Annotated in this window: 23 protein-coding genes; 8 read left to right on the forward strand and 15 right to left on the reverse strand. The window is 68.5% G+C overall.

Features of this window, described 5'->3' with window-relative positions:
• Nucleotides 1-108 precede the first annotated feature (108 nt).
• From accC to aroQ, 3 genes are all read right to left on the reverse strand, one after another.
• A complete protein-coding gene (gene accC / locus AADI75_RS02800; protein WP_341207532.1) occupies nt 109-1,458 on the reverse strand; it encodes an acetyl-CoA carboxylase biotin carboxylase subunit in 1,350 nt (449 codons plus the stop codon).
• Between the two features lie 131 nt (nt 1,459-1,589).
• Nucleotides 1,590-2,075 (reverse strand): acetyl-CoA carboxylase biotin carboxyl carrier protein, encoded by a 486-nt coding sequence (gene accB / locus AADI75_RS02805; RefSeq protein ID WP_341207533.1) that lies wholly within the window; start codon nt 2,073-2,075, stop codon nt 1,590-1,592.
• 39 nt (nt 2,076-2,114) lie between these two features.
• Nucleotides 2,115-2,549 carry a type II 3-dehydroquinate dehydratase gene (aroQ, locus tag AADI75_RS02810; RefSeq protein ID WP_341207534.1) on the reverse strand — a complete coding sequence of 145 codons (435 nt, stop codon included), beginning with the start codon at nt 2,547-2,549 and terminating at the stop codon, nt 2,115-2,117.
• Between the two features lie 74 nt (nt 2,550-2,623).
• Between aroQ and thiS the strand changes: the two genes are divergently transcribed.
• Together thiS and AADI75_RS02820 are read left to right on the forward strand one after the other, a co-directional pair.
• On the forward strand, nt 2,624-3,631 hold the full coding sequence (thiS, locus tag AADI75_RS02815) for a sulfur carrier protein ThiS (RefSeq protein WP_341207535.1): 1,008 nt from the start codon (nt 2,624-2,626) through the stop codon (nt 3,629-3,631).
• Between the two features lie 83 nt (nt 3,632-3,714).
• Complete coding sequence (locus AADI75_RS02820; RefSeq protein ID WP_341207536.1) at nt 3,715-3,897, forward strand: CsbD family protein; 183 nt, start codon at nt 3,715-3,717, stop codon at nt 3,895-3,897.
• A 230-nt stretch (nt 3,898-4,127) separates the two neighbouring features.
• Here the strand turns inward: AADI75_RS02820 and AADI75_RS02825 are convergent, their stop codons facing one another.
• The 12 genes from AADI75_RS02825 to AADI75_RS02880 all read right to left on the reverse strand — a co-directional run bounded on the left by AADI75_RS02825 (nt 4,128) and on the right by AADI75_RS02880 (nt 12,348).
• The gene (locus tag AADI75_RS02825; protein ID WP_341207537.1) at nt 4,128-4,721 is read right to left on the reverse strand and encodes an exopolysaccharide biosynthesis protein; all 594 of its coding nucleotides are present in this window, start codon (nt 4,719-4,721) and stop codon (nt 4,128-4,130) included.
• Nucleotides 4,722-4,755: 34 nt separating this feature from the next.
• Nucleotides 4,756-5,094 (reverse strand): Grx4 family monothiol glutaredoxin, encoded by a 339-nt coding sequence (gene grxD, locus AADI75_RS02830; protein WP_341207538.1) that lies wholly within the window; start codon nt 5,092-5,094, stop codon nt 4,756-4,758.
• Nucleotides 5,095-5,130: 36 nt separating this feature from the next.
• Nucleotides 5,131-5,364: a BolA family transcriptional regulator gene (locus tag AADI75_RS02835; RefSeq protein ID WP_184504217.1), complete on the reverse strand. Its 234-nt coding sequence runs from the start codon at nt 5,362-5,364 to the stop codon at nt 5,131-5,133.
• A 5-nt stretch (nt 5,365-5,369) separates the two neighbouring features.
• On the reverse strand, nt 5,370-5,693 hold the full coding sequence (locus AADI75_RS02840) for a DUF1476 domain-containing protein (RefSeq protein WP_341207539.1): 324 nt from the start codon (nt 5,691-5,693) through the stop codon (nt 5,370-5,372).
• Between the two features lie 77 nt (nt 5,694-5,770).
• The gene (locus AADI75_RS02845) at nt 5,771-6,772 is read right to left on the reverse strand and encodes an NADPH:quinone oxidoreductase family protein (RefSeq protein ID WP_341207540.1); all 1,002 of its coding nucleotides are present in this window, start codon (nt 6,770-6,772) and stop codon (nt 5,771-5,773) included.
• Entirely contained in the window at nt 6,735-7,364 is a 630-nt protein-coding gene (gene leuD, locus AADI75_RS02850; RefSeq protein WP_341207541.1) for a 3-isopropylmalate dehydratase small subunit, read from the reverse strand. Before leuD ends, AADI75_RS02845 begins: the two co-directional genes overlap by 38 nt.
• 124 nt (nt 7,365-7,488) lie before the next feature.
• Nucleotides 7,489-8,919, reverse strand: coding sequence for a 3-isopropylmalate dehydratase large subunit (gene leuC / locus AADI75_RS02855; RefSeq protein WP_341207542.1), 1,431 nt, complete (start codon nt 8,917-8,919; stop codon nt 7,489-7,491).
• Between the two features lie 112 nt (nt 8,920-9,031).
• Nucleotides 9,032-9,724: a glutathione S-transferase family protein gene (locus AADI75_RS02860; protein ID WP_341207543.1), complete on the reverse strand. Its 693-nt coding sequence runs from the start codon at nt 9,722-9,724 to the stop codon at nt 9,032-9,034.
• A gap of 5 nt (nt 9,725-9,729) precedes the next feature.
• A complete protein-coding gene (locus tag AADI75_RS02865; protein WP_341207544.1) occupies nt 9,730-10,380 on the reverse strand; it encodes a 3-oxoacid CoA-transferase subunit B in 651 nt (216 codons plus the stop codon).
• Nucleotides 10,380-10,694, reverse strand: coding sequence for a DUF5076 domain-containing protein (locus AADI75_RS02870; RefSeq protein WP_341207545.1), 315 nt, complete (start codon nt 10,692-10,694; stop codon nt 10,380-10,382). Before AADI75_RS02870 ends, AADI75_RS02865 begins: the two co-directional genes overlap by 1 nt.
• Complete coding sequence (locus AADI75_RS02875; protein ID WP_341207546.1) at nt 10,691-11,638, reverse strand: HAD family acid phosphatase; 948 nt, start codon at nt 11,636-11,638, stop codon at nt 10,691-10,693. The genes AADI75_RS02870 and AADI75_RS02875 overlap by 4 nt, the downstream gene beginning before the upstream one ends.
• Nucleotides 11,635-12,348 (reverse strand): CoA transferase subunit A, encoded by a 714-nt coding sequence (locus AADI75_RS02880; protein WP_341207547.1) that lies wholly within the window; start codon nt 12,346-12,348, stop codon nt 11,635-11,637. Before AADI75_RS02880 ends, AADI75_RS02875 begins: the two co-directional genes overlap by 4 nt.
• A 162-nt stretch (nt 12,349-12,510) precedes the next feature.
• On the opposite strand from AADI75_RS02880, the gene AADI75_RS02885 reads away from it, so the two are divergent.
• From AADI75_RS02885 to nadA, 6 genes are all read left to right on the forward strand, one after another.
• Nucleotides 12,511-14,163, forward strand: coding sequence for a thiamine pyrophosphate-binding protein (locus AADI75_RS02885; RefSeq protein WP_341207548.1), 1,653 nt, complete (start codon nt 12,511-12,513; stop codon nt 14,161-14,163).
• A gap of 96 nt (nt 14,164-14,259) precedes the next feature.
• Nucleotides 14,260-14,628, forward strand: a complete 369-nt coding sequence (locus tag AADI75_RS02890; protein ID WP_159758448.1) for a BlaI/MecI/CopY family transcriptional regulator — start codon at nt 14,260-14,262, stop codon at nt 14,626-14,628.
• A complete protein-coding gene (locus tag AADI75_RS02895) occupies nt 14,625-16,235 on the forward strand; it encodes a M56 family metallopeptidase (protein ID WP_341207549.1) in 1,611 nt (536 codons plus the stop codon). The genes AADI75_RS02890 and AADI75_RS02895 overlap by 4 nt, the downstream gene beginning before the upstream one ends.
• Nucleotides 16,236-16,434: 199 nt before the next feature.
• Nucleotides 16,435-17,292 carry an MBL fold metallo-hydrolase gene (locus tag AADI75_RS02900; RefSeq protein ID WP_341207550.1) on the forward strand — a complete coding sequence of 286 codons (858 nt, stop codon included), beginning with the start codon at nt 16,435-16,437 and terminating at the stop codon, nt 17,290-17,292.
• Nucleotides 17,277-17,984 (forward strand): DUF4230 domain-containing protein, encoded by a 708-nt coding sequence (locus tag AADI75_RS02905; protein ID WP_341207551.1) that lies wholly within the window; start codon nt 17,277-17,279, stop codon nt 17,982-17,984. Before AADI75_RS02900 ends, AADI75_RS02905 begins: the two co-directional genes overlap by 16 nt.
• A gap of 319 nt (nt 17,985-18,303) precedes the next feature.
• Nucleotides 18,304-19,302, forward strand: coding sequence for a quinolinate synthase NadA (nadA, locus tag AADI75_RS02910; RefSeq protein ID WP_341207552.1), 999 nt, complete (start codon nt 18,304-18,306; stop codon nt 19,300-19,302).
• The last annotated feature ends 103 nt before the right edge of the window (nt 19,303-19,405 follow it).

Raw genomic sequence — 19,405 nt, forward strand, 5'->3', positions numbered from 1 at the left:
GCTGAGTGACGCATGCGATAAATCTACCGTCACGCAGGCATATATCCTGCCGCGAACGAAGCGGGGCCCCGGCTCAAGCCCGGGGCGACGCAGAATGGGGAGGCTACCTCACCCCTGCCTCGCCAGCCACTCCTCCAGCCACTTGATCGTGTACGCGCCCTCGCGGAACTCGGGATCGTCGAGCAGCGCCTGGTGGAGCGGGATGGTCGTCTTCATCCCCTCGATCACGAACTCCTCCAGCGCGCGGCGCAGGCGGCGCAGCGCGCCCTCGCGAGTGGTGCCATAGACGATCAGCTTGGCGATCATGCTGTCGTAATAAGGCGGCACCTTATAGCCCGCGTAGAGCCCTGAATCGACGCGCACGTGCATCCCGCCCGGCGCGTGATATTGCTTCACCAGCCCCGGTGACGGCGCGAAGGTGCGCGGGTCCTCGGCGTTGATCCGGCATTCGATCGCATGGCCGCGGAACACCACGTCTTCCTGACGCAGCGTCAGCGGGTGCCCCTCGGCGACGCGGATCTGCTCGCGGACCAGATCGAGCCCGGTGATCGCCTCGGTCACCGGATGCTCGACCTGCAGCCGGGTGTTCATCTCGATGAAGTAGAATTCGCCGTTTTCCCACAGGAATTCGATCGTCCCCGCGCCGCGATACGCCATATCGGCCATCGCTTTGGCGACGATCCCGCCCATCCGCTCGCGTTCTTCGGGCGTGATGACCGGGGAGGGGGCTTCCTCGACCACCTTCTGGTGACGGCGCTGGAGCGAGCAGTCGCGCTCGCCGAGATGGATGGCGTGGCCGTTGCCGTCGCCGAACACCTGGAATTCGATATGCCGCGGATTGCCGAGGTATTTTTCCATATAGACGGTCGCGTCACCGAACGCCGCCTTCGCCTCGCTGCCCGCCTGCTGCATCAGCGTTTCGAGCTGGTCGGCGGACTGGCACACCTTCATGCCGCGCCCGCCGCCGCCGCTGGCGGCCTTGATGATGACCGGATAGCCGATCGCTTCCGCCAGCGCCTGCGCCTCCGCGACATCGCTGATCGCGCCGTCCGAGCCCGGCACCAGCGGCAGCCCCAGAGCCCCCGCGGTGCGCTTGGCCTCCACCTTGTCGCCCATCACGCGGATATGCTCGGGCTTCGGCCCGACGAAGATCAGATTATGCAGCTCGACGATCTCGGCGAACTTGGCGTTTTCGCTCAGGAAGCCATAGCCGGGATGGATCGCGTCCGCGCCGCTGATCTCGGCGGCCGAGATGATGTTCGGGATGTTGAGATAGCTGTCCGCCGCCGCCGGCGGCCCGATGCAGATCGCCTCGTCCGCCAGCCGGACGTGCATCGCATCGGCGTCGGCGGTCGAATGGACCGCGACGGTCTTGATGCCCATTTCGTGACACGCACGGTGAATGCGCAGCGCGATCTCGCCGCGATTGGCGATCAGCAGTTTCTTGATCTGGGGCATGGGTGACAAACCTAGAGATCCGTTCGCCCTGAGCTTGTCGAAGGGCGTGTCCGAAGCGCGATGCTTGCGGCACGTGCTTCGACAGGCTCAGCACGAACGGGGAAGAGAAAGGCGCGCGGGAGCGGCGTAGCCTACTCCACCACCACCAACGGCTGGTCGAACTCGACCGGCTGGCCGTTGTCGACCAGGATCGCCTTCACGACGCCTGCCGACGGCGCGGTGATCGGATTCATCACCTTCATCGCCTCGACGATCAGCAGCGTATCGCCCGCCGCCACGGTCTGCCCAACCGCGGAGAACGGCTTCGCGCCCGGCTCGGCGGCGAGATAGACGGTGCCGACCATCGGCGAGCGCACCGCATTGGCGTCCGACGGCGCGGACGGCCCGGCGACATCGACCTGCGGCGCGGCCGGCGCGGCGGGGGCGGCAGGCGCCGGCGCATAATGCATCGCCGGCGCAGCACTGACCGCCGCCGCCTTGCGCGCCACGCGGATCTTGCGATCGCCGTCCTCGACTTCGATCTCGGTCAGCTGCGTGGTGTCGAGCAGCTCGGCGAGCTGGCGGACCAGATCGACGTCGACCTGCATCGACCCGCTATTGTGTGAAATGTCAGCCATTGAACCCCGATTATCCCTGACCTTTGGCCGCGGCTCCTGTCAGAAGCGCGCCGCGGCTTCAAGCGCGAGCTGGTACGACAGTGCGCCGAAACCGGCAATGCTGCCCTTCGCGGCGCGTCCGACGAAGGACACATGACGGAATGCCTCGCGCGTGTGCGGGTTCGACAGATGCACCTCGATCACCGGCGTCCTGATCGCCTTGATCGCATCGTGGATCGCGATCGAGGTATGCGTGAACGCCCCGGCGTTGAGCAGCACGGCGCGCGCGTCATGCGCCTGCGCCTCGTGCAGCCAGTCGACCAGATGCCCCTCATGGTTCGACTGGCGCATGTCGATCGCCAGCCCCAACGCCCGCGCCCGGTCTTCCAGCGCGCCGGCGATATCGTCCAGCGTGTCGTGCCCATAGATGTCGGGCTCGCGCATGCCGAGCAGGTTCAGGTTCGGTCCGTTGAGGACATAGACAGTGTCGGTCATCGTCGCGCTTCATCGCATCCGGCGACATGCGACGCAACGTTGCCCCACGACGTCCGCAGTCCTAGATGACCCGCATGGCACATACCGACGGCACCATCACCATTTCCGTGAACGGCGAGCACAAGCGTGTGACCGCCGGGATCACCCTTGCCGCTCTGGCGGAATCGCTCGGGCTGGTCCCCGAAAAGGTGGCGGTCGAGCGCAACCTAGAGGTCGTGCCGCGCTCGACGCTGACGCAGGTCGTGGTCGAGGATGGCGACGAATTGGAGATCGTCCACTTTGTCGGCGGCGGCGATCATGTCCAGGCGATCACCGAAGACACATGGACCGTCGCGGGCCGCACCTTCCGCTCGCGGCTGATCGTCGGCACCGGCAAGTACAAGGACTTCGCGCAGAACGCCGCCGCGGTGGAGGCATCCGGCGCGGAGATCGTCACCGTCGCGGTGCGCCGCGTCAACGTCAGCGATCCGAACGCGCCGATGCTGACCGACTTTATCGACCCGAAGAAGGTTACCTATCTGCCCAATACCGCGGGCTGTTTCTCCGCCGAGGACGCGATCCGCACGCTGCGGCTGGCGCGCGAGGCGGGCGGATGGGATCTCGTCAAGCTGGAGGTGCTAGGCGAGGCGCGCACGCTCTACCCGAACATGCGCGAGACACTGAAGGCGACCGAGGTGCTGGTGCGCGAAGGCTTCAAGCCGATGGTCTATTGCGTCGACGATCCGATCGCGGCGAAGCAGCTCGAAGAGGCGGGCGCGGTGGCGATCATGCCGCTCGGCGCGCCGATCGGCTCGGGGCTGGGCATCCAGAATCAGGTGACGATCCGGCTGATCGTCGAGGGTGCGAACGTGCCCGTGCTGGTCGACGCCGGGGTCGGGCAGGCGAGCGATGCGGCGGTGGCGATGGAGCTGGGCTGCGACGGGGTGCTGATGAACACCGCGATCGCCGAAGCGAGGGACCCGGTGCTGATGGCGGCGGCGATGAAGGCGGCGGTCGAGGGCGGGCGGATGAGCTATCGCGCCGGCCGCATGGGCAAACGTCGCTATGCCGACCCGTCGAGCCCGCTGTCGGGATTGATCTAAAGAAAGGATTGTCCTGCCGTTACGGAACCGCGTCGTTGCAGCACCGTTTCATCGTCACAGGGTTTCGAATAAGGAGATCGACGATGGGCGAGCTGACCGACAAGATCAAGGGCAACGTCAACGAAGCGATCGGCAAGGTGAAGGAAGCCGTCGGCAACCACAACCATGACACCGATCTTGCTGCCGAAGGCAAGGCCCAGCAGGCCGAAGGCAAGGGCGAGCAGTTCAAGGGCAAGGTCAAGGGCGCGCTCGGCGACGACATCTGATCTGGCCAACGCTTGTAAAATGAAAAGGCCGCCTCGTGCAGAACGGGGCGGCCTTTTCTTCGTCAGCCCGTATTTGATCCGGGATGTCGCTTCTTCCATCAGAAGTAGCGGAGCTGCGGATCAAGTCCGCGGCACCATGTATTTCTGTCATTGCGAGCGTAGCGAAGCAATCCAGGGCCGGATCAGGGCGCCCTGGATTGCTTCGCTACGCTCGCAATGACGACCGAGCGCTAACCCCGCCCACTCCACAATCCGACACCAACCCCGACCGCCGCCACCGCCAGCACCATGGCCACGATCATCAGCAACCCGTCGCGCACCGTGATCGCCAGTCCGAAGGCCGCGATCGCCAGCATTGGCACGGTGGTCGCCAGCGGCAGCAGCTCGAGCGGCGGCACCGCGCACGCCAGCGCGATCACCCCGAACGGCGCCGCGCGCGCGAACGGTCCGCGCGTCAGCGCCGGAAAGCGGCCGTGGAACGAGCGATCCATGAACCGCGCCACGCCGCGCGTCTTGTCGACGGCCTTGCGCACCTTGTCCGACGACACGGCGCGTCGCCGCACGAACGCAGGCAGCCACAGATGCTGCCGCCCCAGCGCCATCTGCACCGCGATCAGCATGATGATCGCCGCCATCGCGGACGGCAGGCCGGGGATGCTGCCGATCGGCGAAATGTCGATCAGCGGCATGACGATCAGGAACGGGCCGAACCCGCGTGCGCCCAGCGCCTCGACAACGTCGCCGACCGCGACCTCGTCCTGCGCGTCGGCAAGCTTGCCGATCGCGTCGAGGATGTCGCCGACACTGTGAGGTTCGTTCGCCATCGCCGATCAACCGACCGGCGCGGCGCAGGTTTCCTTAGGCCTGGGCGGCCGGCGCGGCACCCGCCTTCTGGAACAGTTCCCCCAGCTCGCCGGCCTCGTACATCTCCATCATGATGTCCGATCCCCCGACGAATTCGCCGCCGACGTAGAGCTGCGGGATCGTCGGCCAGTCCGAATAGCCCTTGATGCCCTGCCGGATCGCCTGATCCTGCAGCACGTCGACGCTCTCGAACTGCACGCCCAGCCGCTCGAGGATCGCGATCGCGCGGCTCGAAAAACCGCATTGCGGGAACAGCGGCGAGCCCTTCATGAACAGCACCACCGGGTTGTTCTTCACCAGCGCATCGATGCGGGCGTTGGTATCGTCGGTCATATCGTCTTCCTTGCGAATGCGGTCGTGCGTGCGCGCTTACTTCGGAACGGCGGTGGTCAACTGCAAGGCGTGGAGCACGCCGCCCATCCGCCCGCCCAGCGCGGCATAGACCGCCTGATGCTGTTTGACGCGCGGCATCCCCGCGAACGACGCCGACACGACGCGCGCCGACCAGTGATCGCCGTCGCCGGCCAGATCGGTCATTTCGACCTCCGCGTCGGGGATGCCGGCCTTGATGAGCGCGGCGATGTCGCTTCCTTCCATCGGCATGCGCGTTACTCCGGTTGCATCAGCTGGCGACGCGCCTCGACGGTCTGCTCCGCCAGCGCCTGGCGCACCGCCGCCTCGTCGACATCGACGTTGGCCGCGGTCAGGTCGCCGTACACCTTGTGGACGACGTCCTCGTCGCCGGCTTCCTCGAAATCGGCCTGCACCACCGCCTTGGCATAGGCGTCGGTTTCGGCGGGGGTCAGCTGCATCAGCTGCGCGGCCCATTGCCCGACCAGCCGGTTGCGGCGCGCGATGATCCGGAACGCCACTTCCTCGTCGCGGGCGAACTTCGCCTCGAATGCGCGTTCACGATCGTCGAAAAGGGTCATGCTGGCTCCCGTCGGTACATCACCGATGGATAGTGCGCGCCCCGCCGACATTCAACGTCGCTCGATGGCACCGCCGCTCAGTCGGCGACGCGCACCACCAACTTGCCGATCGCGCTGCGCTGACCCAATCGCGCGATCGCCGCGCCGCCCTGCGCCAGCGGGAACACCTCGGTGACGCGCGGCGCGATCCGCCCGGCTTCCCATAGTTCGAGCAGGTGGTGGATGTGCGCGCGATTGGCCGCCGGCTCGCGCCCCGCGAACGCGCCCCAGAACACCCCGCACACGTCGCAGCTTTTCAGCAGCGTCAGGTTCAGCGGCAGCTTGGGGATGCCGGCCGGGAACCCGACCACCAGATAGCGTCCCTCCCAGCCGATCGCGCGCAGCGCCGGCTCGGCATAATCGCCGCCGACCGCGTCGTAGATCACCTGAAAGCCGTTGGCGCCGCCGGCCTGCTTGAAGCGATCGGCCAGCGCCTTGGAGGCCGCCTTGTCGAACGGCGCGTGCGGGTAGACGAGCACGTCGTCGGCACCGGCATCGCGCACCGCCTGCGCCTTGTCCTCGCTCGATACCGCGCCGACCACCTGCGCGCCGAACGCCTTGGCCAGTTCGACCGCCGCCAGCCCGACGCCGCCCGCCGCACCCAGCACCAGCACGCGGTCGCCCGCCGCGATGCGCCCGCGATCGACCAGCGCATGGATGCTGGTGGCATAAGTGAGCAGCAGCGCCGCGCCTTCCTCGAACCCGCGTCCGTCGGGCAGCGGGTAGAGCGCGTCCGCCGGGACCGCGCGCCGCTCGGCGAGCCCGCCCATCAGCACGGTTCCCATCACGCGGTCCCCGACCTGCCATTGCGTCACGCCCGCCCCGACGTCGGCGACGATGCCGGCGATGTCACCGCCCGGCGCGAAGGGGCGGGGCGGCTGGAATTGGTAGCGGTCCTCGATCACCAGCACGTCGGGATAGTTGATCGAACACGCCTTGATCGCGACCACCACCTCGCCCGGTCCCGCAACCGGATCGGGCAGATCACCGACTTCCAGAGTTTCAGGTCCGCCCGGCGCCCTCGACAGCAAAGCCCGCATGTGCCGCATCTCTCCTGATCCAGGGCCGCTCGTCGTCGAGCCGCTCCTCGAATTTCGAAATCGCGGTATCCTTTGCCAGCGTCAGGCCGACCTCGTCCAGCCCTTCCATCAGGCACCGGCGACGAAAGGCGTCGAGCTCGAACGCAAAGCGGTCCTGATAGGGGGTGGTGACGGTCATCGTCTCCAGATCGATCGTGACCGGATCGGTCTTCGCCACCTCGATCAGCCGGTCGACCGCCTCCTGCGGCAGCACGACGGGGACGATGCCGTTCTTGAACGCATTGCCCGAGAAGATGTCGGAAAAGCTCGGCGCGATCACCGCCCTGACGCCCATGTCGCCCAACGCCCAGGCGGCATGTTCGCGGCTCGATCCGCAGCCGAAATTGTCGCCCGCGATCAGGATCGGTGCGCCGGCATAGCGCGGATCGTCGAAGATGTTCCCCGGCTGCGCGCGCACCGTCTCGAACGCGCCCTTGCCCAGCCCCGAACGCTTGATCGTCTTCAGCCAGTGCGCCGGGATGATGACGTCGGTATCGATATTCTTCGCACCCCAGGGATAAGCGGTGCCCGAAACGCGCGTGACCGGCTCCATCAGCGCGCCGGACGGCTGGCCGGGATCGCGGGGCGCGCGATCGCGGCATAAGCGGCGACCCCGCTCAACACCGACCCGGCGATCAGGAAAACGAAGATCTTCTTCATGGCGCGTTCCCTTATCCTCAACCCATCAGTTCGCGAACGTCGGCAAGCCGTCCGGTGACCGCCGCCGCCGCCGCCATTGCCGGCGACAACAAATGGGTACGGGCGCCAGGTCCCTGACGTCCCACGAAATTCCTGTTGCTGGTCGAGGCGCAGCGCTCACCCGGCGGCACCTTGTCGGGGTTCATCGCCAGACACATCGAACAGCCCGGCTCGCGCCACTCGAACCCGGCCTCGGTGAAGATGCGGTCCAGCCCCTCCGCCTCGGCCTGCCGCTTCACCAGCCCCGACCCCGGCACCACCATCGCGCGCACGCCGTCGGCGACATGCCGCCCGCTCGCCACCCCAGCGGCGGCGCGCAGATCCTCGATCCGGCTGTTGGTGCAGCTGCCGATGAAGACATGCTGGACGGCCACGTCCTGCATCCGCATCCCCGGCGTCAGCCCCATGTAATCGAGCGACTTCTGCGCCGCCTCGCGCTTCGACGGATCGGCGAAGCTGTCGGGGGCGGGGACGATACCGGTGATCGGCACGACATCCTCGGGGCTGGTGCCCCAGGTCAGCGACGGCGCGATGTCGGCGGCGTTCAGCACCACGCTTCTGTCGTAACGCGCGCCCGCGTCACTCGGCAGCGTCCGCCACCACGCGACCGCTTTGTCCCAGTCCGCGCCTTGCGGCGCGAGCGGGCGGCCCTTGAGATAGGCGAAGGTCGTCTCGTCGGGCGCGATCATCCCGGCGCGCGCGCCGCCCTCGATCGACATGTTCGCGATCGTCAGCCGGCCCTCGACCGACAGATTTCGGATCACCTCGCCGGTGAATTCGATCACATAGCCGGTCCCGCCTGCGGCACCGATCTTGCCGATGATCGCGAGCACGACATCCTTGGCGCTGACCCCGAAGCCGAGCGTGCCGTCGATGCGCACTTCCATCGTCTTCGACGGCGACAGGATCAGCGTCTGCGTCGCCAGCACATGCTCGACCTCGCTTGTGCCGATCCCGAACGCCAGCGCGCCGAGCGCGCCATGCGCCGAGGTATGGCTGTCGCCGCACACCATCGTCGTGCCGGGCAGCGTGAAGCCCTGTTCGGGGCCGACGACATGGACGATGCCCTGCTTCGCCGACAAGGCGTCGATATAGGGCACGCCGAAGTCGGCGACGTTCCGGCGCAGCGCGCCCAGTTGCTCGGCGCTGTCGCGGTCGGCGATCGGCAGCTCGTGCCCGTTCGCATCGACCCGCGCGGTGGTCGGCAGATTGTGGTCGGGCACCGCCAGCGTCAGGTCCGGTCGCCGCACCCGCCGCCCGGCGGCGCGCAAGCCCTCGAACGCCTGCGGGCTGGTCACCTCATGAACGAGGTGCCGGTCGATATAGATCAGGCAGGAACCATCGTCGCGACGCTCGACCACGTGCGCGTCCCAGACCTTCTCGTACAATGTGCGGGGAGCGGAGGACATGATCCGCGGCTGTTAACCGAAAAGCATCGCGCGTCCAAGTTCAGGCGTAACAAAATGGCGTGGGAGTGACGGTCGCGCGGGCCACGGCAGAGAAGGATGCACCTCCAAAGCCTTACGACGGTAGTGCGCGATGATCCTCGGTTACCACGCCGACCGCATCAACCTCCGCCTCGTGCGAGGCTTCGCGGAACGTCTCCGCCAACGCTGCATCTTCCCACGCGCGCATCGCCGGATGCGCCAGCATCCGCGCCACCCACCCGGCGCCTGCTGCGCCGACGTCGATGCCATAGGTCCGCACCCGGAACACCACCGGCGCGAAGAACGCGTCGACCGCGCCGAACCGCTCGCCCGCCAGAAACGGCCCGCCGAACCGCGCCAACCCCTCTTCCCACAGCTCCGCCAGCCGCGCGACGTCGCGCGCGAGTCGCGGCGAGGTGCCGTGCGGCGTCACGCGCTGCCCGACCGTCATCGTGCGCTCGTCGCGCAGCGCGCCGAACCCGCCGTGCATCTCGGTCGCGGCGCACATCGCCCATGCACGCGCCGCCGCCTCGACCGGCCACACTCCGTCGTGCCGCTCGCCGAGATACAGCGCGATGCCGAGCGAATCCCACACCGTCCGCCCATCGTCGATCAGCACCGGCACCTGTCCGGTCGGCGAGAAGGCGTGGAACGCGTCGTAATTGTCCATCGACGCGAACGGTTCGATGCGATCCTCGAACGGGATGCCCAGCGCGGTCATCAGCATCCACGGGCGCAGCGACCAGCTCGAATAATTCCGGTTCGCGGTGATGAGCGTATAGGCCATCCGCCTCAGACCTCGTAATGCGCCGCCGTCTTCGCCGCGACCTCGTCCGCGGTTACGCCCGGTGCCAGTTCGACCAGCCGGAACGGCGTGTCGTGATCCGCGCGCTGGAACACCGCGAGATCGGTGACGATCATGTCGACGACGTTCTTCCCCGTCAGCGGCAGGCTGCACGCCGGCAGGAACTTCGGCGAACCATCCTTGGAGACATGCTCCATCACGACGATGATCTTCTTGACGCCCGCGACCAGATCCATCGCGCCGCCCATCCCCTTGATCATCTTGCCGGGGATCATCCAATTGGCGATGTCGCCGCCTTCCGACACTTCCATCGCGCCCAGCACGGTCAGGTCGATATGCCCGCCGCGGATCATCGCGAAGCTCTGCTCGCTGCCGAAATAGGCCGACGACGGCAGTTCGCTGATCGTCTGCTTGCCGGCGTTGATCAGATCGGGGTCGACCTCGTCGTCATACGGGAACGGCCCGATCCCCAGCATCCCGTTCTCGGATTGCAGCGTCACCGTCATGCCGTCGGGAATGTTGTTCGCGACCAGCGTCGGGATGCCGATGCCGAGGTTGACGTAATAGCCGTCCTTTAGCTCGCGCGCCGCCCGCGCCGCCATGCCGTTACGATCCCAGCCTTTCGCTTCCTGCGACATCAGTTCAGGCTCCCGTTCTGAATGGTGGTGATCTCGGTCGCCTGCTCGCGCAATTGCTCGCTCAGCCCGGCGACGATCGCCTGCAACGCGGCGTCTTCCGTCAACCCGTACGTGCCTGCGTAGGCACGCGCGGCGTGCCGGATCGTGTCGGCCATCAGATAGCCGAAGATATGCGCGTCGCCGAGCACGCGTGCGTCGATCCACACCGATGCGCCCGCGCCGTCGGTCACCCAGATTCGCGCCACCTCGGCGGAGCGATCGGTCAGCTCGTCGCCATGTTCCAGCGAGATCGCGCCCGCGGGTTCGTCGGTCACGGCACGTCCTTCCAGCGTTTGTCGGCCGGGAAGGTCTCGTCCCAGCCGGTGCCGAGCCCGGTGCCGTAGACCGGGTTGGGCAGCACGAACCAGCCATTGCCCCAGCGCGGCTCGATCGGCGCGACCGCGGTCAGCATCCGCCGCCCGACTGCCGGGGCGGGGCCGGGCGGGTTGAACAGGTCGGCGAAGTCTCCGAGCTGGTCGCCCGCCAGCGCGATGACGCAAAATTTCGCCGCGATCGCCGCGCGCCGTCCGTCCTTGCCAGACTTGCCGTCGACATCGCCCTTGAGGAACAGCGTCTCGCCGTGGCGGAAGTCGCCCAGCCCGGCGTTGGCCAGCGCCTGCACGGTCGCCTCGGCATTCCCGGCCGAGCGATTGGTGTTGACGACCATCGTCACCCCCATCGCGCGCAGCGCGTGGAATGCCGCCACTGCGCCCGGCACCGCGGTGACGCGCGTCGCGCCGGCCTTTTCCCAGCGTTCCCAGCGTTGCTGGTCGAATCCGCGCTGCGTTTGCGCATCGTCATATTCGTAACCGAGGTTGAGCACCGCGGTTTCGTCCATGTCGAGCACCACCGCAGGCGGCAGCGTGCCGCACGGCATCGTCTCGGCGCTCGCCGCGGTCGCGCCCGGCGCCAGCACCACCGACGCCGGCCAGCGCGGCAGCGTGCCGGGCTTGCGCTGCGACGGCAGCCGCCCGCGCCGGTCGCGCGCGGCGGTCAGCACGTCGCGGACATAGCGGACCATGCCGTTATACGCCTGTTCCGACAGCGCCGCCGCCTCGCCCGAGCCATAGAGCCACGCCATCGCAGGCGGCACCCCTGGCGGCGCGGGCGGGTCGACCGCGGGCGGCGGCGTACTCGGCCGGCCGAGCAGCACCTGCCGCTGCGCCGCGCAGCCGCCCAGCGTCGCGGCGAGCGCCAGCAGGACGCCCGCGCGCTTCACGCCGCTTGCACGCGCGGGCGGGTGGTGCGGAACTCGATCTTCTTCTCGTACGGGCTGCCTACGATCATCCGCTTCACATAGATGCCGGGCAAATGGATGTGATCGGGGTCGAGCGTGCCGACCGGCACCACTTCCTCGACCTCGGCGACGCAGACGCGCCCGGCGGTCGCCATCGGCTGGTTGAAGTTGCGCGCGGTCTTGCGGAAGATCAGATTGCCGCTCTCGTCGGCCTTCCAGCCCTTGATGATCGACAGATCGGCGCGGATGCCGCGTTCGAGGATATAGTCCTCGCCGTCGAACACCTTCACTTCCTTGCCCTCGGCCACCTGCGTGCCGACGCCGGTCTTGGTATAGAAGCCAGGGATGCCCGCGCCGCCGGCGCGGCAGCGCTCGGCCAGCGTGCCTTGCGGGCAGAATTCCACCTCCAGCTCGCCGGACAGGAATTGCCGCTCGAACTCCTTGTTCTCGCCGACATAAGACGAAATCATCTTCTTCACCTGCCGCGTGCGCAGCAGCTTGCCGAGCCCTTCGCCGTCGACACCGGCATTGTTGCTCGCGATCGTCAGGTCTTTGGTGCCGGCATCGCGGATCGCATCGATCAGGCGTTCGGGGATGCCGCACAGCCCGAACCCGCCCGCGCAGATCGTCATGCCGTCGAACAGCAGCCCGTCCAGCGCGGCGGCGGCATCGTCATACACCTTGTTGACCACGGCTTGCCCACTCCCGTCCGGCCCTAAGATCGCGCGCGTTCACGGTGCCCCGTGTCGCGCACCCACGCTCCTTAGCGCGCGGCACCGCGAAGGCAACGGCCGTGCGCGTGCCCGACCACAACCCCCTTGCGGCCCCTCCGCCACACGATAGGCTGTGTGTCCATGACAAGCCTCAGAAACGGCGGCCGCATCCTGGTCGACCAGCTCGTCGCACAGGGCTGCGACCGCGTGTTCACCGTGCCGGGGGAGAGTTTCCTCGCGGTGCTCGACGCGCTCCACGACACGCCGGCGATCCAAGTGGTGACGTGCCGGCAGGAGGGCGGGGCGGCGTTCATGGCCTGCGCCGACGGCACGCTGACGCACCGTCCCGGCGTCGCCCTCGTCACGCGCGGGCCGGGCGCGACCAATGCCGCGATCGGCGTCCATGTCGCTTGCCAAGATTCGCAGCCGATGATCCTGTTCGTCGGCGACGTCGACCGCGGCACCCGCGACCGCGAGGCGTTTCAGGAGATCGACTTCGCCGCGATGTTCGCGCCTATGTGCAAATGGGCGGCGCGGATCGACGATGCGCGGCGCATCCCCGAATATGTCGCGCGCGCTTATGCCACCGCGGTCAGCGGCCGGCCGGGCCCGGTGGTGCTGGCGCTGCCCGAGGACATGCTGCTCGATGCGGTGGAGGCGACCGATCGCGCGCGCGTCGACCGCGTGTCGCAGGACGTCGACGCCGACACGCTCGACCGGCTGCGCGACCTGCTCGCCACCGCCGAGCGGCCGCTCGCGATCGTCGGCGGGGCGGGGTGGGACACCGCCGCCGCCAACGCCTTCGCGGACTGGGCGACGCGCGCCGGCGTGCCCGTCGCCGCCGCCTTCCGTCGGCAGGACGCGATCGCCAACGACTGCCCGGCCTATGCCGGCAACCTCGGCTATGGCCCGAACCCGGCGCTGGTCGCGCGCGTCCGCGATGCCGATCTGCTGCTGGTCGTCGGCGCACGGCTCGGCGAGGCGACCACCGACGGCTACGCCCTCGTCACCCCAGACCACGCCGGGCAGCGGCTCGTGCACGTCCACCCCGATCCGGAAGAGCTGCACCGCGTCTACGCCACCGATCTCGCGATCTGCGCCGGCATGGCGGAGTTCGCCGAGGCGCTCGTCCCGCTCGACGGCGGCGCGCACCCGCACGCCGCCGAGGCGCGCCGCGACTACGAAGCGTGGTCAGTGCCGCAGCCACGCGACGGCGTCGCGCTCGATCTCGGCCCGTGCGTCGCCGCGATGCGCGACGCGCTGCCCGCGGACACGATCATCTGCAACGGCGCGGGCAATTTTTCGAGCTGGTGGCACCGCTACTGGCGCTACGCCGGACCGGGGACGCAGCTCGCGCCGACCGCCGGGGCGATGGGCTACGGCCTGCCCGCCGCGGTCGCCGCCGCCTTGCGCCGCCCGGGGCGCAGCGTCGTCGCGCTGGCGGGCGACGGCGATTTCCTGATGAACGGGCAGGAACTGGCCACCGCGGTCCAGCATGGCGCCGACCTGCTCGTGATCGTCGTCGACAACGGCGCCTATGGCACGATCCGGATGCACCAGGAGCGCGAATACCCCGACCGCCCCGCCGCAACGCGGCTCCACAACCCCGATTTCGCCGCGCTCGCCCGCGCCTATGGCGCGACCGCCGAGACGGTCGAGCGCACCGGGGACTTCGCCCCCGCGCTGGACCGCTTGCGCGCTGCCTCGGGCGTGCGGCTGCTCCATTGCCGCACCGACATCGAACAGATCACCCCCGCCTCCACGCTGACCGCGATCAAGCAGCGCAAGCTGTAAGAAATACCGCGGCCTACCCCGGCCACCGGCTATTGACTACAGACGTAATCGATATGATTACAGCTGTAGTCGAAGAGCGTGACGAGGGAGCGAGTCGTGGTCGAGCGGATCAGCGATGCCGAACATGCGGTCATGGAGGTGCTGTGGGACGAAAGCCCGCTCACCGCACAGGATGTGGCCGAGCGGGTGGACCCGGAACGCGGCTGGAGCGCCGCCACCGTCAAGACCTTGCTCGGGCGGCTGCTCGGCAAGGAAGCCGTCCGGCATGAGGTCGACGGCCGTCGCTACCTCTACAGTCCGGCGGTGCGCCGCGAGGATTATGTCGCCCGCGAATCGGACCGGCTGATCGACCGGCTGTTCGGCGGCCGGCTGACCCCGCTGGTCGCGCACCTTGCCGAGCGTGATGCGCTCAGCGATCAGGACATCAGCGAGATCGAGGCGCTGCTCAAGGCGCTCAAGCAATGATCGGCTGGGCGATCGAGGCGATGCTGGCGTCGGCGCTGCTGATGCTGGCCGTCCTGGTCCTGCGTGGACCGGTCCGTACCGCGTTCGGCGCGCGCGTCGCCTACGCGCTTTGGGCGCTGCCCGCGCTGCGGATGGTGATGCCGCCGCTGCCCGAGGGGTGGCGCGGCGAGGCGCTGCCGATGCTGCCGACGCCCGAGCCGCTCGTCATCTCGCTCGGGCATCCGGTCGCGACGCTGCCGGTCGAGACGACGCACACCGCGCTCGGCTGGCCGCTGATCGCGCTGGGATTGTGGCTGGGCGGCGCGGCGCTGCTGCTCGCGTGGCAGGCGGTCGGCTACCTCCGCTTCCGCTACGACGTCCTGCGGCTCGGGATCGCGGTCGACCGCGTCGGCTCGATCACCGTCGTGCAGAGCGCCGCCACCGACGGCCCGCTCGCCTTCGGGGTCTTCGACCGCGTCGTCGCCTTCCCGCGCGACTTCGCGGCGCGCTTCGATCCCGAGGAACGCGCGCTCGCGCTCGAACACGAGCTGGGCCACCATGCGCGCGGCGATCTGGTCGCCAATTGGGTCGCGCTGGCGGTGCTCGCGCTCCACTGGTTCAATCCGCTGGCATGGATCGCCTTCCGCAAGTTCCGCGCCGATCAGGAAATGGCGAACGACGCGCGCGTGCTGGCGCGCGCCGACAGTGCCGCGCGCCACGCGTATGGCTGCGCGATCGTGAAGGCCGCGCATGGCCGCGCGGTGTCGCCGGCCTGCCACCTCAACACCGTGAAGGATCTGAAGGGGAGACTGAAGATGCTCGGCAAGAAAACGGCCACGCGCACGCAGATGGCGACCGGCAGCATGGCGATCATGGCGCTGGCGATCGGCGGGCTCGCCTTCACCGCCTCGGGCACGCAGGCCGCCGAGCGCGTCCGCGCCGGGATGGAGGATGCGACGGGGATCGAGATGACCATGCCCGAGATGCCGGAAATGCCTGAGATGCCCGACGTGCCCGAGGCGCCGTTCAAATCCCGCCATGTGGTCGCAGATCGCAACGAAGGTCGTGAAACGAGGGTCACCGTCACCACCGATGGCCGCACCGTCACCTACACCGGTGAGGCGGCCGAGCGGTATCTCGCCTCGCATCCGGCACCCCCGGCGCCTCCGGCACCACCCGCGCCGCCGGCCCCGAGCGTCGCCCCGGTGCCGCCCGTGCCGCCGATGCCGCCGGTCCCACCGGTGCCGGGTGATGCCGACGTGGCCGAGCTGAACGCGCACGCCGCCGAGCTGGGGCGCGATGCCGCCCGGCTTGCCGCGGTCGACGCCGCCCGCCTGCAACGTCAGGCCGCACAGATGCAGCGCGACGCTTTGCGCGACTCGGCCCGTCTCCAGCGGCAAGCTGCCGCGATGGCGCGCGAGGCGGCGCGAATCGACACCGCGCAACTGCGGCGCGACGCGCTGGAGACGCAGCGTCAGGCGCTTCGCGCCGCGCTGAGCGGGCTGGCGCAGGCCCGCGCCGGGCTGACCGCCAACCGCAACCTGACCGACGCGCAACGCGCCGCGGCGATGGCGGCGATCGACGGCCAGCTCGCCAAATTGCGCGACCGCGTCGCCGACCGGGACTGATCGTAACCCGTCGTCGCCGGGGCAACCCGGCACGACGCTTGGGCTTCTTCCGTCATTGCGAGCGTAGCGAAGCAATCCAGAGCCGGACCAGGACGCCCTGGATTGCTTCGCTACGCTCGCAATGACGACCGGGGAGAGCGGGAGGGGCAAGTCGTCCAACTCTTGCACCGGCCCCACACCACCGCCATGTGAAGCCCACATGGCAGACGACCTCCCCACCGGCGTGGCGATGACGCTGGAACCGCTGGTGACGCGCGTCCTCGCCCCCAATGCCTCCGCCTACACCTATACCGGCACGCAGACGCATCTCGTCGGCACGCGCGACCTTGCGATCATCGATCCCGGCCCCGCCGACCCCGCGCACCATGCCGCACTGTCACGCGCCATCGCCGGTCGCCCGGTGCGCGCGATCCTTGTCACCCACCACCACCGCGACCATTCGCCCGCCGCGCGCCGCCTCGCGGCGGAAACCGGCGCGCCGATCGTCGGCTGCGCCCCGATCGTGGTGCGCGACGCGGGCGAGCAGGCCGATGCCGCGTTCGACGCCGATTACGCCCCCGATCGCGTGCTGACGGACGGTGATGAGGTCACCGGCGGCGGCTGGACGCTCCGCGCGATCGCCACCCCCGGCCACACCGCCAACCATCTCGCCTTCGCGCTCGTCGAGACGAACGCGCTTTTCTCGGGCGACCATGTGATGGGCTGGGCGACCAGCGTCGTCTCGCCCCCCGACGGCGACATGGGCGATTACATGGCGAGCCTCGGAAAGCTCCTGCTGCGCGACGACCGCATTTATTACCCCGGCCACGGCGAGGCGGTCGAGCGCCCGCAACGGCTGGTGCGCGGGATGCTCGGCCACCGCAAGCAGCGCGAGGGACAGATCCTGCGGCTGCTCCGCGAGCGGCCGCAGCCGATCGCGGCGATGGTCGCGCGGATGTACGTCGGGCTCGACGCGCGGTTGCTGGGCGCGGCATCGCGCTCGGTGCTCGCGCATCTGATCGATCTCGCGCGGCGCGGGCTGGTGGTGGAGGAGGGGAACGCATGGCGGAGCATCTGACCGGGCTCGGCAAGCTGCTGGTGTCGCTGGCGATCGCCACCGCGATCCTCGTCGCGACCTTCGTCGGCTATCGCTACTTCACCGAAAAATACACCGTCGCCACCGATGAGAGCGGCGTCGCGGTCGCGCGCGTCGTCGCCGGCCGGCTGTACGGCAGCAACGAACTGCGTGTCAGCCACCTGTCGGGCACCGTCCAGTCGACGGCCGCGGCAACGCGGATGTTCGGCTGGCTGAAATACGTCCGCGTCATCAAGGCACCATATGACGTCGATTATTTTGTGCCGCTCGGCAGCCTGCGCCCGCGCGACTTCCGCTACGACGAACGCCGCCGCCGCTTGCTGGTCGAGGTGCCCGACGTCACGGTCGGCGCGCCGAACATCGACGAAAGCCGCGTGACGATCGACACCACCACCGGCGTCCTGCCCCCGCGCGGCGCGATGGCCGAATTGCAGAAGAAGGTCTCCGCCAAGGCCACCGACGTCGTCGCCGCGAAGGCGCGCGAGCCGGAGAATATCGCCAAGGCGCGCGAGAACGCCCGCACCGCGCTCGAACGCTTGTTCGAGGGCACGCTGGAGGCGGCCAATCTGCCCGTCAACGTCGAGGTACGCTTCGCCGGCGAGCCGCGCCCCGACAACCGCGACCAATGGGACCTGACCCGCTCGCTGGAGGAAGTGCTCGGCAACGCGCGGTAGCGGCGGGCGTTCGCATACCCATCCCATTCCCACCATCCCACCGTCATTCCCGCGAAGGCGGGAATCCAGAACCTCTGAAGTCTCGACCCTTGCGAAGACCTGCGCGTCTGGATCCCCGCCCTCGCGGGGATGACGGCGGAGGTTGTGCCCATTCTCTCCCCGTTCGTGCTGAGCCTGTCGAAGCACGTGCCCCAAGCGAAGCACCCGCAACACGCACGTCGACAGGCTCAGTGCGAACGGAAGGGAATGTGAGGCGACGCTCAGGCCCCCCACACTGATTCGCTTGATTGCGCTCCCCGCACGGGCCATCTGCTGCGGCATGGAACAGCCGACGAACCTCACGGGCCTCGACCTGCGCGCCGAGATCGACCGCCTCCGCCGCGAGCGCAACGCCGTGATCCTCGCGCATTACTATCAAAAGCCCGAGATTCAGGACCTTGCGGATTTCGTCGGCGACAGCCTCGACCTCAGCCGCAAGGCGCAGGCGACCGACGCCGACGTCATCGCCTTCTGCGGCGTGCGCTTCATGGCCGAGACCGCCAAGATCCTGTCGCCGCAGAAAACCGTGATCCTGCCCGACATGGACGCCGGGTGCAGCCTGGAGGACAGCTGCCCGCCCGAGCAATTCGCGGCGTTCCGCGCGCAGCACCCCGATGCGATCGCGCTCACCTACATCAACTGCTCGGCGGCGGTGAAGGCGCTCAGCGACGTCATCGTCACTTCCTCCTCCGCCGAGACGATCCTGTCGAAGATCCCGCCCGAGCAGAAGATCATCTTCGGCCCCGACCGCAACCTCGGGGGCTATCTGGCGCGCAAGACCGGGCGCGACCTGATCCTGTGGCCGGGCGTGTGCATCGTCCACGAGGCGTTCAGCGAAACCGAACTGCTCAAGCTGCGCGCGCAGCACCCGAATGCGCCGATCGCGGCGCACCCGGAATGCCCGGCGGTGATCCTCGACCATGCCGATTACGTCGGCTCGACGCGCGGCATCCTCGATTATGCGATGGCGATGCCGGGCGACACGCTGATCGTCGCGACCGAGCCGCACATCATCCACCAGATGGAAAAGGCGCTGCCGGGCAAGACGTTCATCGGTGCGCCGGGCGCGGACGGTAACTGCAATTGCAACATCTGCCCGTACATGGCGCTCAACACGCTGGAGAAGCTCTACGTCGCGCTGCGTGATCTGACCCCGCGAATCGAGATGGACGAGGGGCTGCGCGTGCAAGCCAAGAAGAGCCTCGACGCGATGCTGGAAATGGCGAGCACGACGGTCGGGCAGGGCGATCTCGGCCCGGCGAAGGTGACCGGCGACTGACCAACGCCGTCGCCCCTGCGAAGGCAGGGGCCCATGTCAGCAACGTCACGCGCAACGCCGACCCAATCACGGCCGCACCTGTGTCAAACCGCGCATCACATCG

This window comes from uncultured Sphingomonas sp., from assembly GCF_964021865.1.
In the GTDB taxonomy this organism is placed as follows: domain Bacteria; phylum Pseudomonadota; class Alphaproteobacteria; order Sphingomonadales; family Sphingomonadaceae; genus Sphingomonas.

Excerpts from the sequence above, each read along its gene's own strand:
- AADI75_RS02825 (WP_341207537.1), bottom strand. The coding sequence starts at position 4,721 with ATGGCGAACGAACCTCACAGTGTCGGCGACATCCTCGACGCGATCGGC.
- AADI75_RS02905 (WP_341207551.1), top strand. The coding sequence starts at position 17,277 with ATGGCGGAGCATCTGACCGGGCTCGGCAAGCTGCTGGTGTCGCTGGCG.
- nadA (WP_341207552.1), top strand. The coding sequence starts at position 18,304 with ATGGAACAGCCGACGAACCTCACGGGCCTCGACCTGCGCGCCGAGATC.
- AADI75_RS02840 (WP_341207539.1), bottom strand. The coding sequence starts at position 5,693 with ATGACCCTTTTCGACGATCGTGAACGCGCATTCGAGGCGAAGTTCGCC.
- AADI75_RS02860 (WP_341207543.1), bottom strand. The coding sequence starts at position 9,724 with ATGGCCTATACGCTCATCACCGCGAACCGGAATTATTCGAGCTGGTCG.
- accC (WP_341207532.1), bottom strand. The coding sequence starts at position 1,458 with ATGCCCCAGATCAAGAAACTGCTGATCGCCAATCGCGGCGAGATCGCG.
- AADI75_RS02865 (WP_341207544.1), bottom strand. The coding sequence starts at position 10,380 with ATGTCGCAGGAAGCGAAAGGCTGGGATCGTAACGGCATGGCGGCGCGG.
- AADI75_RS02895 (WP_341207549.1), top strand. The coding sequence starts at position 14,625 with ATGATCGGCTGGGCGATCGAGGCGATGCTGGCGTCGGCGCTGCTGATG.
- AADI75_RS02885 (WP_341207548.1), top strand. The coding sequence starts at position 12,511 with ATGACAAGCCTCAGAAACGGCGGCCGCATCCTGGTCGACCAGCTCGTC.
- leuD (WP_341207541.1), bottom strand. The coding sequence starts at position 7,364 with ATGGAGCCGGTCACGCGCGTTTCGGGCACCGCTTATCCCTGGGGTGCG.
- leuC (WP_341207542.1), bottom strand. The coding sequence starts at position 8,919 with ATGTCCTCCGCTCCCCGCACATTGTACGAGAAGGTCTGGGACGCGCAC.
- AADI75_RS02835 (WP_184504217.1), bottom strand. The coding sequence starts at position 5,364 with ATGCCGATGGAAGGAAGCGACATCGCCGCGCTCATCAAGGCCGGCATC.
- AADI75_RS02900 (WP_341207550.1), top strand. The coding sequence starts at position 16,435 with ATGGCAGACGACCTCCCCACCGGCGTGGCGATGACGCTGGAACCGCTG.
- AADI75_RS02845 (WP_341207540.1), bottom strand. The coding sequence starts at position 6,772 with ATGCGGGCTTTGCTGTCGAGGGCGCCGGGCGGACCTGAAACTCTGGAA.
- aroQ (WP_341207534.1), bottom strand. The coding sequence starts at position 2,549 with ATGACCGACACTGTCTATGTCCTCAACGGACCGAACCTGAACCTGCTC.
- grxD (WP_341207538.1), bottom strand. The coding sequence starts at position 5,094 with ATGACCGACGATACCAACGCCCGCATCGATGCGCTGGTGAAGAACAAC.
- accB (WP_341207533.1), bottom strand. The coding sequence starts at position 2,075 with ATGGCTGACATTTCACACAATAGCGGGTCGATGCAGGTCGACGTCGAT.
- thiS (WP_341207535.1), top strand. The coding sequence starts at position 2,624 with ATGGCACATACCGACGGCACCATCACCATTTCCGTGAACGGCGAGCAC.
- AADI75_RS02820 (WP_341207536.1), top strand. The coding sequence starts at position 3,715 with ATGGGCGAGCTGACCGACAAGATCAAGGGCAACGTCAACGAAGCGATC.